Here is a 13,311-nt window from a genome sequence, read left to right on the forward strand (position 1 = left end):
TGAGTTTTAGTGTGAAAAAGACTGATCTATTGCTAGTTGACGCTGATAAAGAACAGTGGCCCACCAATATTTTGAATAATTCCTGCATCAATTTGTTCTGGAGTATAGGCACTAGCTTCTTGCAAGGTACTTAACTCAATTTTGTCACTCGCTTGCAGACGATAAAGTGCCTTATCTAATTCTTCCCTTGACATTGGAGGTTGTAACTTTTCTCGCACATGAAAGATTGGCAAATAATTGTCAGTTCCCAGTTCCCGATCCAATCTCCGGATGGTTTGTAAAATATCTTCGTCACTAATATTGACAATCGTTTCTGGAGAAGATTCTTCACTCTGATGTGCTGAAGTAGATACCTGTTCAGGCTTATCGTGCAAAGATTTTCGCAGAAACCGCACGTAGTTATTCAGCAAATCCAAGTTAATGGTTGCAGCACCCTTTGGAGTGTAATCTTCGCGTAAATACTCCAGTCCTCGTTCAGTCAGCCAAACCTCAGCTTTAACTCTTTGGCGTTTGATTTCAGCGTCAATCAATCCCCGTTCACTCAGGGTTTTCAATATCTCTTCTTTCTCAGGCGCTTTCAACGACGAAATTTTGATTTGACTTGGGGAGACTTTAGCCGCAGCTTTACTTATCTTTTCCAGTACCTTGAGTTCTTTGTCTGTGATGGGCAACTGAGCTGGTTCAAGTTTCAGTAGAGCGTTACCAGGTGGTAAAATCTTGACTGTGGCAATCTCGCGGGAATAGTCTAGTAGCTCGCGATCGCCTAAATTTTGGCAAATTTTGTCTTTACCTTTAAAACTATCGAAAATACTAGCACTAAAGCTTGATTTATAATTAGCGCATCCTAATAACTTGAGTAGGAACTTTAATTCATTTGTATCCATGCGGATTCTTGCCTGTATTTAATTCAGCACCACTCTAGCTCAAGTGGCAATAATTGACACCCTTTTTTATCCTATTTGGGGTATTTAGGCAGGATGAGTGTTATTAAAACATCAATACAGATGTGTTAAGTTATGTCCTGCGAACACGCTACTATGCTGGGCACATTTAAAGCGAGAGTTTATAATACAGTATACTACAACGTAATAATAAACTCTGTTCATGCCTTTGTGAAGTCAGATATATAGGCTGGGAAACCCTCCTGTAGTACTGGCTTGTTTTTGCGTGAGGTATTACTCCATACCTGTTAAAAATATCCGGAAATCAAATTTCTGCAACTGAAGATCTATCTCAGCATCATGATAAAAGATGCAAATCGGGGGCTAATATGGATAATTTAGAATCAAAAATTATTGATGTTTTAAAGCATGGTACTCCTCTAAGAGCAATACAAATTGCTAATAAGCTTGGAGTTGAAAGAAGAGAGATAAACCACTACCTATACTCTTCATTAAAGCATTTGGTGGTTCAAGACAGTGACTATAGATGGTTATTGAAGACAAATCAAATAAGCAATACTCAACGTCCGCCAACTCAAGCGTCAACTTCTCATACCAAGTCATCACAACCTGCAAGGCAAAATAACTTGTATAGCTTTACTAAACAAGAGATTAAACAAGATAGTCCAATTCAACCACCAACTTCTAAAACTTCATCATCACAACCTATCAAGCACGAGAACCTACAGAAATTTCATGAAAAATATTTTAAACAAAATAGTAAACTTCAACAATCTTCAACGCCTCAAAGTCCATCATCAGAGCCAGTAAGGAAAACTAATCCTTCTGAATTTATCAAGAAAGAACTTGCTCAAGCATCTCCAGAAGAGAAAGTAAAAATTTTAGAGAACGTTTTTAGGCAAGAGCAATTCAGAGAACTAGAAGATGAGGAGATTAATGCTCTCCAATCAATTTTGGAACAATCTAGGCGTGAAATAGATATAGCTAATACAGCATATACACAAGGTAAACTAAGCACGCGAAAAAATAATCCTATTGTGATTGCAGCTTTGTCAATTGCATTAACTCTAGCTACACTTTTTCTTATCAGTCAATTTCTACCAAAATTAACTAACCAAACTGTTCCAACACTTCCACAAAGTCAGTAAATGTAATAATTGCATCTCCCCTACCCCTTCACCCTTCTCACCAAATCAAACACCAAAGAACGCAACCCCACAGGTAACACCAACAACCCCAAACCAGTCCACGCCTTAGCTGGAGAAAAAGACTTCCCAGCTAAAACCAACTTTCTTCCTTTTTGCGTTTCACCTTTTGAAATCAACCGTAAACCTAACAATAACTGTGTCTCTGCAAGACGCTGTTGCCTAATTTTCTCTAGCTTTTCCGATTCAAATTGATAACTTTCCAAATACCGTAACTTATCTGTGAGATAAGGAATTGCTCTATCAATACCTTGCTGTTGTGCGTGGAAGCGATATTCCATCAAAAGTTCTGGGAGATAATAACCTTTCTTTCCTGCCAAAGCCAGCCGTACAAATAAATCATTATCCTCACAGTTTTGCCAATTAGGCTGCATAAATCCTAATTCTTGCAAGGCTGAACGACGAAATAAGGTTGCGCCAATTTGAAAGCTTTGATTAACAAAGACAACTTCCTGTAAATTATCAACAACACCTTCTGATAAATTCGCTCTACCCCAACGCCGAGAATTTTCTTGTGTTTTCGTCTGATCTCGGATATTGTTAATATCAATCACCCAGTGGTCAGTTCCAACAAAATCAATAGTAGGGTTTTGATCCAGAATTGCTGTGGTACGTGATATAAAATCTGAAGTTAACCTGTCATCATCATCAAATTTGATAAAATATTCACCCGTTGCAGCATCAAAGCCAGAGCGCATATTATTGCTTTTACCAATATTTTGCTGATGACGCATATATTTGATGCGGCTATCTGTGTACTGCGACATAAGTTTAGGAGTACTATCCGCAGAACCGTCATCGCAAACAATTAATTCAAAGTCTTGATAAGTCTGCTGAAGTACACTTTCAATTGCGAAAGGTAGCAGATTAACACGATTAAAAGTAGGAATACAAACACTGACTTTAGGCATTTTTTTAATATAGGAATCCGGTTTTGTTTATGAACTTACTAATTGAGGTAGAGAACAGGGAACGCTTAATAGGGAACAGGGAACATACACTGTTCCTTGCTGAGCAAAAATCAAATAGGAATCCTATAGTAGGGTTGACAAAAGTTAAACTTAAGAAATTGTTCTTTCAATTCTGCTCTTAACCTTTTGTACGAATCGCTTGGTTTTAACTCCTATGCTAGGCGGCTTGAGTTGCTTAGATCTTTTTTCTGGTTCCTTCAGAAATCGATAGTATAAAAATTCATTTTTGTAACGAATATCAACGTCTTCGCCTTGACACAACCGAGTAAAATCAATGGCAGAATAATTCATGTAATGCAGGCGATGAATTGGTTTTAATCCATCTTGATTGTAGAGAACATTATTAATATTGATAAAAGGGTCGGCGTCGGCACAATTGCCAGTTATGTCTTGACCATTGGGGCTGAGGGTAAAGTTAAAGAGTGGGCGCTTGCATCGTAATGTCATATAACTAAATAAGTCTGCATCACACCACCAAGACTGCTCATTAATCCAGGTAAACTCCTGGTTTTTCACCAAACGCTCTCTTAGCATCTCTAGCTCATCCTTGCCAAAAATTCCCTGTTTTGAACCGAAGAAACTAGAGCAATGTAATAGTGGTCTTACCTGAGATTCTGGCAAGCTTATTGCCTTTTCAATCCGAGCAAAGTTGAGTGCTGCAACAGGAGTTGACTTGCCATGTTCCCAATCATCAAACACAAAGTCGTAGTGGTCTAATTTTTCTAAAACCCTATCCAGAGAACTCATTGCCAAACTATCGGCATCATAAAACACAAATTGTTTAAACTTGCCATCAAATGCACACATTTTCCTGAATAAATTACTTTGTTTGTACCATTTTCTAGAGTGACCTTGCTTTAGGTGGCTAGCTTGGGCATGGGCATTCCAAGCTTGATTATAAAAATCTTCCCAGCGCTGCATTGAGCTTTTGTTCTCAAACAAGGTGACATTAGGTCGAGAACTGACCTCTAGCTTCACTCGGTCTAGTCTGTGATCATAGGGAATAATACAAATCGGAAGATTTGGGCTAACATTCACTTCAATGCTGTTTAGTAATGCCACTAATTGATTATAAACAATATCATTGGCTAGTGTGTAAATACCAAAGTTTTCCATCCGAAAATATCCTTTGTTTCTTCAAGTGGTTTATCAAAAAATTAAATTTATAACTCGGAAAATGATGATATAAATGGTGAGGACAAGTCATCCTATATGTATAGTAATCCCAAATGAGTTGTGAAAATTCCTAAACTAAGATACCCGACTTATCACCAGAAGTCGGGTATCTTGTTTTTCACAAATGTTTCTCATAAATGATTTAGGACTGCTATATCACCGCTTTTGTTAGTATAGGACTTTTATAGAACTCCTATTTGATTTTTACAAAGCTAGATCACTTTTTTTGTTTTTCCCCTGTTCCCTGTTCCCTGTTCCCTGTTTCCTATAATTAGGTTTATGAACATCTTAATGCTATCTTCCACGTTTCCCTATCCTCCTACACGAGGCGGAACCCAGGTAAGGACATTTCATTTACTCAAGTATCTCGCTCAACATCATGCTATTACCCTGGTGACTCAACGAGAGCCTGATGTCACAGATACAGAAGTACTAGAATTACGGAACTATGTTGATAACTTAATTGTTTTTAATCGCCCTCAAGATACGAGTGAATCAGGAAGATTACTAAAAAAAATCCAGCGCTTTTATTCTTTTATACAACAAGGAACACCGCCAAGTGTGTTAAACCGTTACTCAAGCGAGATGCAGACTTGGATTGATAACTTCGTGGAGGCGGGAAAATGTGATGTTATTACCTGTGAACATAGCGTCAATGAAATTTATGTGCAACCCCACTTTCAAAAAAATCTTAGAACTATAGTTAATGTTCATAGTTCAATCTATGGTACTTGTCGCAACCAGCTAAAAACGGGTATTTCAGAAAATAGATTTCGAGACAAACTTTATCTACCACTTTTGCGTCGCTATGAACAACGCTACTGCTCTAAATTCTCAGCAATTGTGGTGACAACAGAAGAAGATAGAATTCAGATGCAAGAATTTAACCCGAACAGCGAAATTCAAGTTATTCCCAATGGCGTAGATTTAGTTTCTTTTCCCTACCGCACTCATGATCCAAACGGACATCGCATCATTTTCATTGGTGCAATGGATAATTTAGCAAACATTGATGCTGTTTGCTTTTTTAGCAACGAAGTCTTAAGCGAAATTCAAAAGCTTTACCCTGATACCACTTTTGATATTGTTGGTTCTCGTCCTGCACCAGAAGTTTTAGCACTCAAAGAAAAACCCGGAATTACTGTTACCGGGCGTGTTCCTTCAATGGTAGAATATTTGCACAAAGCAACAGTCTGTGTTGTGCCAATGCGAACGGGATTTGGTATTAAAAATAAAACTTTAGAGGCGATGGCTGCAGGTGTGCCAGTCGTAGCTAGTGAGCGTGGTTTAGAAGGACTAAGTGTAGATGGTTCAAATATACCACCCAGAGCATTACGAGCAAATCAGCCTACAGAATACGTTACTGTTATCAGTCAATTATTTGAAAATTCGCAATTGCGAACAGAATTATCTCGTAACGCCAGACAATTAGTAGAAACGGAATTTACTTGGGAAAGCGCAGGTAAACGCTATGAAGAAGTCCTAACAAGTACTGGGTGTTGATATCACACGGTTTATGACGACTGGTTATCAGTCACGGTGTTAGGCGAATTACCCTCGATAACGTTATTATTTTGAGTGCTGTGTGTGTAGATTGGCATAACAACATTATCGATTTTGTTTCTTATGACTGTAATCCCTCCACTTGCCTGATCCAGATAAATACCGGTGATCGGATAGCCTGCAGCCCAGGGAGAACGAACAAGATCGTGAATATTATTATCTGAAATCGAGGTATTATCTTGATTAGACAAAGTATAAATACCCGCACCGTCATCAAGGGTGTTCATGACGTTGTAAATTTCGTTGTTCCTGATAGTATTGCTTTTTAGCTTGTAGATATCCTTCGTCCATCCCCAGCCGATGCTGATGCCCGTGTAAGGAAGATTCCACAGTTTGTTGTTTTCAACGGTCATGTTTTCCACAAAACCAGCGAAAATTCCTACCGAACTTTGATAGTCTTGACCAAGGGCGGTAAGGGTATTGTTATTGATGCTAACATTACGGATCGTCGCTGTTGCAGGTTCCGCCTTTAAGAGGGTATCCATGACGATGCCTTGTCCCCCCAGGTTCTCGAAATGGCTGTCCGTAATGGAGAGATTTTCAACATTGCTAGAAGCATTGATGCCTGAAGCGCTCATATTAAGGAAGCTACATTTTTGAAAGCTGACGTTTCCCGCGTAAGACAGTTCTACCCCTGCGATCATCGTCGTATCACCCCATACATTGGTTGTGCTAATTTCCGTGCCAGCCTGCCCGCCGATAAATCCTTTTTGCGAAGGTCCTGTCCAGTTCGCATCCTGAAAAACGATACCCTGAAAAACAATATTCTGTACTGGTTTTTCAGCAGTTCCGGCAATTTTTACAATCTGATCAAGACGTGGGGCAATAACAGTGGCTCGGGACATGTTTTCGCCTGGGCGGGGTATGTAAAATAAAATGTGTGCTTGCTTATCGAGATAAAATTCTCCCTTGTTGTCAAGAAATTCATAAGCATTCTCAAAATAATACGAGAGTTGTGGCTCTAAGAATTGGGTATTCACCATAAAAGCCAGATCTCTGCCTGGATTCTGCAGCGTGACAGAAGCAATGTTGCCGTTTATAAAAAAATCTTCAATTTTAAATCTGTTGATAGTCCAGTGTCTGAAAACTATCATTTCTGCTTCGCTGAGTTTGTTCCATCGATTGATCTCGTTTGGCTTTATTTCCACCCTTTTATTGGGTATATCCCAATTAACAACACGAAAATAAGTGCCAGCATTTGGTTGTCGGGCGCGGATAGCTGGAACGCCATTGACGAACAGCCGACGAAAATCTTGGTTCTCCACCGCAGCCTGAAAAATCTTTCCGTCCTGAGTTTGCCATCCCGTAATCACCTTACCGCCTGAAAGTTGAACTTTTCCAGACGTTTGAGCTTGAAAAATGATCGAATGCCCGTTGAAACCACTGTCTTGTGCATTAAGGGTAAAAGTATCCGGCAGGTAATAGGTGCCATTTTTCAGAATAACGGTTATATCGTTTTTCATCGAGGTATTGACGGAACGCAGATACTGCTGCACGCTTGTCAGGGAGCAGGGTGCTTTGCTTGTACAGGCATTCCCGTTGCCGTCAGGACTGACATATAGCGTTTTTACCTGTGTTGCAACGTTGTTCTCGTTTGGGTTGAGGGAAATGATCGCAGAATCCGACAACTTTCTAAATAACTTACCCGTAGGACTAGCCAATCCTGGCTTTGTTTGGCTGCTTATTGAGAAGAATATCAACAAACAAGATCCAAAAATCCGCAAAACTGGAAAGGTTATTCCGTTTTGTTTACGAAAAATGAAACGGTTGACCAGATGATTATTCATGTAGTAAAATATGACTCGCAGAGAAAAGAAACATATGTACTTTTCCCGTAGTGGAAAAGCTCAAAAAAACTGGGCGATCGCTCTTGATCCCCAAATGCCTTGTTTTCAATTGGACAAGTAATACTGATACCCGCGTTGCATTCAAAGATAGTAGGTGGGCGCTTCATCTCCCCCTATTTCTAAATGCTGTTTTTTACAGCAGTTTTCACCTAAATGAACCGCACCTTTTGTAAGGGTGCAATGTCTTGTGCCCCTACGACTGTGGTCTATTTACCTAAAAATGGCTGTAAAATTAATTAGTATAAAAATCCGCAAAACTGGAAAGGTTATTCCGTTTTGTTTACGAAAAATGAAGCGGTTGACCAAATGATTATTCATTTGGTAAAATATCACTCACAGAGAAAACAAACATATGTACTTTTCCCGTAGTGGAAAAGCTCAAAAAAGCTGGGCGATCGCTCTTGATCCCCAAATGCCTTGTTTTCAATTGGACAAGTAATACTGATACCCGCGTTGCATTCAAAGATAGTAGGTGGGCGCTTCATCTCCCCCTATTTCTAAATGCTGTTTTTTACAGCAGTTTTCACCTAAATGAACCGCACCTTTTGTAAGGGTGCAATGTCTTGTGCCCCTACGACTGTGGTCTATTTACCTAAAAATGGCTGTAAAATTAATTAGTATAAAAATCCGCAAAACTGGAAAGGTTATTCCGTTTTGTTTACGAAAAATGAAGCGGTTGACCAAATGATTATTCATTTGGTAAAATATCACTCACAGAGAAAACAAACATATGTACTTTTCCCGTAGTGGAAAAGCTCAAAAAAGCTGGGCGATCGCTCTTGATCCCCAAATGCCTTGTTTTCAATTGGACAAGTAATACTGATACCCGCGTTGCATTCAAAGATAGTAGGTGGGCGCTTCATCTCCCCCTATTTCTAAATGCTGTTTTTTACAGCAGTTTTCACCTAAATGAACCGCACCTTTTGTAAGGGTGCAATGTCTTGTGCCCCTACGACTGTGGTCTATTTACCTAAAAATGGCTGTAAAATTAATTAGTATAAAATGCAACTCCTCTAACAACATTTATATTCGATGTTTTTGCTATACGCAATACGTGAATATACTGAATTTGCATATTTTCACTTAGTCCTGGTAGTGTATGTGATTCAAATGGAACCGCTATATAACCCTCTTGCAACGCCCCATTCATGCACTTTGGACTTACCCTAACAACAAAATTCCCGACTTCTTTTAAAGAAGTCGGGAATCTGAGTATGCGTGATTTATGCGCTTTGCGCAGGCTACACCTACACAAATCAAATCGGATTGGTATATTTGCTTCAAACCAGAAGCACTATGTTATGCTGATCAGTCTTCGGACGCTTTTGTTGTGTAATAATGTCAACTGATTTATACTGGTTTTAAAAGTGATTTAGAGTAACTATTAGCTGCGATACGCCTTTGGCGTCTGGCCTTTGGGCGATCGCCCCGGTAGCACAAACGCAATCATGCATCTGGCTAGAGCCGCACTAGGACATTCCCTAACTTCGTCTGTAGAGACTGCCCACAGTTGTGATCTAAAAATCTGATCGCAGAACAAACACCGCTTTCAATTGCGTGCTCGTCATGATATTGTGACTATATGCGGCTAGCAACCGTTACTGTGAGACTAACCTATTCCTCCTTATTTGTTATTGATTTTTCTGTCTTCATACTTTGCAACTGTTCTAGCAAGCAATCGACTTCTGCCTGCAAATGCATAAATTTTGTTAACTGCTCAGCTTGGTAGTAACACTTGTTTAGTTTGCTTGCCAAGATACTTTGGGTTTCTTTTTCTGACACACTAGATGTAGACATTGACGTATCTATCCATAAATCAACTCACACCATTAGAGATATTATAATAGGCGAGTTTTAATAATTATTAAATAATTGTATATTTTTCTCGCACAAATTTAACACCTCTGACAGGATGTTTGAAAAGTGTTCATTTATCGTGCTGTTTCCGTAGCGGCAACGTGTAGAAGCATGTTACGCAAAATCAGCAATTCCTTTTTTAGGAGTTATCTTCGCACTGCGCCGCACTTCAATATGACAATTTTGACTTTCACAAACATCCTTTAGAATTGTATTTTAGGAGACTGCACATGGGACAGTTTTGTTCCAAAAAACAATTTCACCAATCATAGATGCTAGATACCCCTTGCGCTTGCATAGCATCTGGGGTGCAAAATAAATACTACATAGTGTTCTCAATTGGAGCTAAGAGCTTTTAAATACCGTGACTTTGAGCCTGTCTGCTGCTAAATCTCATCGCCAACCCTGGCTTGGACTTATAGAACAATATCGCGAGTACTTGCCTGTCAACGAAAAAACACCAGTTATCACTCTACAGGAGGGCAATACACCCTTAATACCTGTTCCCTCTATAGCACAACTTGTTGGTAGACAAGTGCGTGTCTTCGTCAAATACGATGGTCTTAACCCCACTGGTAGCTTTAAAGACCGAGGGATGACATTGGCAATTTCTAAGGCAAAGGAAGCTGGAGCAAAAGCGGTTATCTGTGCTAGCACGGGCAACACCTCAGCAGCCGCAGCAGCTTACGCTCGCCGTGGAGGTATGCGTGCCTTTGTCTTAATTCCTGATGGCTATGTGGCGCTGGGCAAGTTGGCACAGGCGTTGCTGTATGGGGCAGAAGTCCTGGCAATCAAAGGTAATTTTGACCAAGCGCTAGAAATTGTGCGCGAAATGGCCGAAACTTATCCAGTCACTTTGGTAAACTCTGTCAATCCTTACCGTTTAGAAGGTCAAAAAACAGGGGCGTTTGAAGTTGTTGATGTTTTGGGTAATGCTCCAGACTGGCTGTGCATCCCAGTGGGAAATGCAGGAAATATCACAGCATATTGGATGGGTTTTTGTCAATATCATCAAATCCAAAAGTGCGATCGCCTACCTAAGATGATGGGATTCCAAGCAGCAGGTGCCGCTCCCCTTGTAACAGGACAGCCAGTCGCACATCCAGAAACCATAGCCACAGCAATTCGTATTGGCAACCCCGCTAGCTGGGAAAAAGCAGTTGCAGCCCAACAAGCAAGCACGGGCAAATTCCATGCCGTCACCGATGCGGAAATTATTGAAGCTTATCGCCTTTTGGCATGCGAAGAAGGGATTTTCTGCGAACCTGCTAGCGCCGCTTCCGTCGCCGGTTTGTTACAGGTGAAAGACCAAGTTCCCACAGGTGCGACAGTCGTTTGCGTCCTCACCGGAAATGGTCTTAAAGATCCAGATACAGCAATCAAACACAGCCAGAGCCAATTTAAACAAGGCATTGAGCCAGAACTGTTGGCAGTCGCAGACGCAATGGGATTTTAGAAGACAACGAGAAAGAGGGAAGAAGGGAAGGAGGGAAAGAAAGTTAATGCTCAATAACTCTTTTAGCTCACTCCCATACTTTCTCACTCCTACATTCCCACACTCCCTCACTCCGTTAATTCCCTCTTTTTTGTCAAACCATTTATAGCATCAGCAAGAGCTGTGGTTAAACTTTTGCGCGTTTGGGTGTGGTTGTCTTGTTCTGTTTTCAAAGCTTGTAGCAGGCGATCGCGTTCTTTGGTAACCAAAATCAATTTTGCTTGCAATTCCTCCACAGATTTTAGTTGTTCGACTTGTTGTTCAATGACTGTTGCAGCAGTGGGATCATCAAGTCGTGCGTCCTCAATACCTTTAATTTGCTGTATTTCTGCTTTTAAAGACGCAATCGTCTGCTGCCCCATTTGAGCATCTGTACGGCGTTGTTCTGCTTCGATGTTGTAAAGTTTGCGCCATTTTTCGCCACTTTGCCACCCCGCGTCCTGTTCGGCTTGAAGTTCCGCAATCTGCTGTTTGAGGGCTTTAATTTCTGCCAACCACTGTGAAGTTAATTCTTCTGTCATAAATGCTTTTGTTTTTTACTGTTTGAGATAGTATTTTTTTTTACACAAGTACTGTACTACTTTAACGAAGTTTTACAAAACTAAGGATCAAGTATTACCATTCCCAGTTAGAGAGTTAAAATATTTAACGGTTTGAAAACTCAAATGTAAACGCCCCAATGTCTGAAATTCCCCCTTCCTACCCCATAATTGAACCGGATGTCAGTGTACCGACTTTAAGAAGGTTGCGTCAGTTAAGTCGCTTACTCGATAGAGCTATTACTCTTCCAGGAACGCAAGTTAGTGTTGGTCTAGATCCAATCATAGGATTAATACCTGTTGGTGGTGATTTTTTAGGAGTCATGCTTTCAGCGTACATTGTCCTTGAAGCTGCACGACTAGGAGCACCTGCCGCTACTTTAAGTAGAATGATGATCAATATCATTCTTGATGGCTTAGTAGGTGCAATACCCATAGCAGGAGACTTGTTTGATTTCGCCTGGAAAGCGAACGAGCGTAATGTTAAGCTACTGGAAGATCATCTGAGGTCTCCTAGCCACAGGAAGAGTGCAGACAAGTGGTTTGTATTTGGGGTTTTTATTGTATTATTCATAGTTGCTATTGTATTAGTCGCATTTACCGTAATGTTCATTAGACTGCTTGGATCACTGCTTGTAATGCTACAGGGATTGTTAAGTGGCGGTTAAAACAGTGAACAGTGAACAGTGAACAGATAACTGATAACTGGTTAGATAAGTTACGACAAAAAAAATGAAAGACTGGTGGCAAGAGACTTTCCCGAAAGGTCGGCAAAATCTTATAATTACCGATGCGAATGGGTATCCTGTCAAAATAGCTTACGGTGAAAAAGGAACAGGTAAACCTTTATTCCTGTTACATGGTGTTGGCAGTTGGAGCTACAATTGGCGTCATAGTGTTCAGCCACTCTCTGAGCATTTTCGAGTCATTTGTTTTGATGCTAAAGGTTACGGGTTTTCCGAAAAACCTGTGTCTCGTCGGGAACAAAGTGGTCATCAAATTATTGAGTTTGAAAGAATAATTCTTTCCTTATGCGATGAACCCGTTGTTCTTGTGGCAGAATCTTTAGGTGCATTAATTGCTCTTGGGCTTGCTCAAACAAATCCCCAGTTAATTGCACGGCTTGTAGTCCTGAATGTACCTATTTTTCCCCAACGTTTACCTCATTGGGGAATGTCGTTACTTTCTCAAATACCTTTAGAAATGGTGCAAGCGATCGACTCTTTTCGTCTAGCGCATTTATTTGCACCACTCGTCAGAGAAATTATGGCAATAGAAAGGCGTGGAGTTTTATACGATCCATCAATATTGACACAGGAAGATGTTCACTGGATAACTTATCCTTACACTGAAATTCCAGGAACTCTTACGAAGGTGGCTGAAGAATTACAAATTGCAGCCCGAGAAATCGAACACTTACAAACCAATAAACCCAATCTCATCAGTAAAGTTCAGGAGAATCTCGGTGCAATTAGATGTCCTACCCTGATTTTATGGGGTGAACTAGATAGTTGGTTTCCTGCTAGCGATGGAGAAAAATTGCGTCAGCGCCTTCTGGATGCAAAATTACAAATTTTACCCAACTGCTGTCATGATGCGTCTACTGGTGCTTCACAAGCGGTGAATGCAGCGATTCTTCATTTTTTGCAAGAAACCAATTTTTATGAAACCAGTGAACACTTAACAGTGAACAGTGAACAGTAGACCTCTTGCAAAAGTCCTTGTTAGAGTAAAATGGGGACTTGTAAAAGGCGAT

At 40.3% G+C, this 13,311-nt stretch carries 11 protein-coding genes; 5 read left to right on the forward strand and 6 right to left on the reverse strand.

From position 1 onward, the window contains the following. Positions 1-32 precede the first annotated feature (32 nt). Positions 33-884, reverse strand: coding sequence for a transcription factor RcaD (locus AC5JM2_RS35060; RefSeq protein ID WP_495840697.1), 852 nt, complete (start codon positions 882-884; stop codon positions 33-35). Positions 885-1,270: 386 nt separating this feature from the next. Between AC5JM2_RS35060 and AC5JM2_RS35065 the strand changes: the two genes are divergently transcribed. Then, on the forward strand, positions 1,271-2,050 hold the full coding sequence (locus tag AC5JM2_RS35065; RefSeq protein ID WP_495840699.1) for a hypothetical protein: 780 nt from the start codon (positions 1,271-1,273) through the stop codon (positions 2,048-2,050). A gap of 20 nt (positions 2,051-2,070) precedes the next feature. On the opposite strand, the gene AC5JM2_RS35070 is transcribed toward AC5JM2_RS35065, so the two are convergent. Both AC5JM2_RS35070 and AC5JM2_RS35075 read right to left on the reverse strand, forming a co-directional pair. After that, complete coding sequence (locus tag AC5JM2_RS35070) at positions 2,071-3,018, reverse strand: glycosyltransferase family 2 protein (RefSeq protein WP_495840701.1); 948 nt, start codon at positions 3,016-3,018, stop codon at positions 2,071-2,073. 150 nt (positions 3,019-3,168) lie between these two features. Then, positions 3,169-4,194 carry an Npun_R2821/Npun_R2822 family protein gene (locus AC5JM2_RS35075; protein ID WP_495840703.1) on the reverse strand — a complete coding sequence of 342 codons (1,026 nt, stop codon included), beginning with the start codon at positions 4,192-4,194 and terminating at the stop codon, positions 3,169-3,171. A gap of 339 nt (positions 4,195-4,533) precedes the next feature. Between AC5JM2_RS35075 and AC5JM2_RS35080 the strand changes: the two genes are divergently transcribed. Then, the gene (locus AC5JM2_RS35080; protein WP_495840705.1) at positions 4,534-5,757 is read left to right on the forward strand and encodes a glycosyltransferase family 4 protein; all 1,224 of its coding nucleotides are present in this window, start codon (positions 4,534-4,536) and stop codon (positions 5,755-5,757) included. An 11-nt stretch (positions 5,758-5,768) separates the two neighbouring features. On the opposite strand, the gene AC5JM2_RS35085 is transcribed toward AC5JM2_RS35080, so the two are convergent. Both AC5JM2_RS35085 and AC5JM2_RS35090 read right to left on the reverse strand, forming a co-directional pair. After that, on the reverse strand, positions 5,769-7,604 hold the full coding sequence (locus tag AC5JM2_RS35085; protein WP_495840706.1) for a right-handed parallel beta-helix repeat-containing protein: 1,836 nt from the start codon (positions 7,602-7,604) through the stop codon (positions 5,769-5,771). Between the two features lie 1,674 nt (positions 7,605-9,278). Continuing rightward, positions 9,279-9,461, reverse strand: coding sequence for a hypothetical protein (locus AC5JM2_RS35090; protein ID WP_495840708.1), 183 nt, complete (start codon positions 9,459-9,461; stop codon positions 9,279-9,281). A 424-nt stretch (positions 9,462-9,885) separates the two neighbouring features. Here AC5JM2_RS35090 and thrC point away from each other — a divergent pair, with 424 nt between their 5' ends. After that, the gene (thrC, locus tag AC5JM2_RS35095; protein ID WP_495840709.1) at positions 9,886-10,977 is read left to right on the forward strand and encodes a threonine synthase; all 1,092 of its coding nucleotides are present in this window, start codon (positions 9,886-9,888) and stop codon (positions 10,975-10,977) included. 107 nt (positions 10,978-11,084) lie between these two features. On the opposite strand, the gene AC5JM2_RS35100 is transcribed toward thrC, so the two are convergent. Then, a complete protein-coding gene (locus AC5JM2_RS35100; protein WP_495840710.1) occupies positions 11,085-11,537 on the reverse strand; it encodes a hypothetical protein in 453 nt (150 codons plus the stop codon). Between the two features lie 158 nt (positions 11,538-11,695). On the opposite strand from AC5JM2_RS35100, the gene AC5JM2_RS35105 reads away from it, so the two are divergent. After that, positions 11,696-12,223, forward strand: a complete 528-nt coding sequence (locus AC5JM2_RS35105) for a DUF4112 domain-containing protein (protein WP_495840712.1) — start codon at positions 11,696-11,698, stop codon at positions 12,221-12,223. A gap of 64 nt (positions 12,224-12,287) precedes the next feature. Next, positions 12,288-13,259, forward strand: a complete 972-nt coding sequence (locus AC5JM2_RS35110) for an alpha/beta fold hydrolase (RefSeq protein WP_495840714.1) — start codon at positions 12,288-12,290, stop codon at positions 13,257-13,259. The last annotated feature ends 52 nt before the right edge of the window (positions 13,260-13,311 follow it).

This window comes from Brasilonema angustatum, assembly GCF_059505445.1.

Coding starts and splice junctions, on each gene's coding strand:
- AC5JM2_RS35080 (WP_495840705.1), top strand. CDS start 4,534: ATGAACATCTTAATGCTATCTTCCACGTTTCCCTATCCTCCTACACGA.
- AC5JM2_RS35075 (WP_495840703.1), bottom strand. CDS start 4,194: ATGGAAAACTTTGGTATTTACACACTAGCCAATGATATTGTTTATAAT.
- AC5JM2_RS35085 (WP_495840706.1), bottom strand. CDS start 7,604: ATGAATAATCATCTGGTCAACCGTTTCATTTTTCGTAAACAAAACGGA.
- AC5JM2_RS35100 (WP_495840710.1), bottom strand. CDS start 11,537: ATGACAGAAGAATTAACTTCACAGTGGTTGGCAGAAATTAAAGCCCTC.
- AC5JM2_RS35065 (WP_495840699.1), top strand. CDS start 1,271: ATGGATAATTTAGAATCAAAAATTATTGATGTTTTAAAGCATGGTACT.
- AC5JM2_RS35090 (WP_495840708.1), bottom strand. CDS start 9,461: ATGTCTACATCTAGTGTGTCAGAAAAAGAAACCCAAAGTATCTTGGCA.
- AC5JM2_RS35110 (WP_495840714.1), top strand. CDS start 12,288: ATGAAAGACTGGTGGCAAGAGACTTTCCCGAAAGGTCGGCAAAATCTT.
- AC5JM2_RS35105 (WP_495840712.1), top strand. CDS start 11,696: ATGTCTGAAATTCCCCCTTCCTACCCCATAATTGAACCGGATGTCAGT.
- AC5JM2_RS35060 (WP_495840697.1), bottom strand. CDS start 884: ATGGATACAAATGAATTAAAGTTCCTACTCAAGTTATTAGGATGCGCT.
- AC5JM2_RS35070 (WP_495840701.1), bottom strand. CDS start 3,018: ATGCCTAAAGTCAGTGTTTGTATTCCTACTTTTAATCGTGTTAATCTG.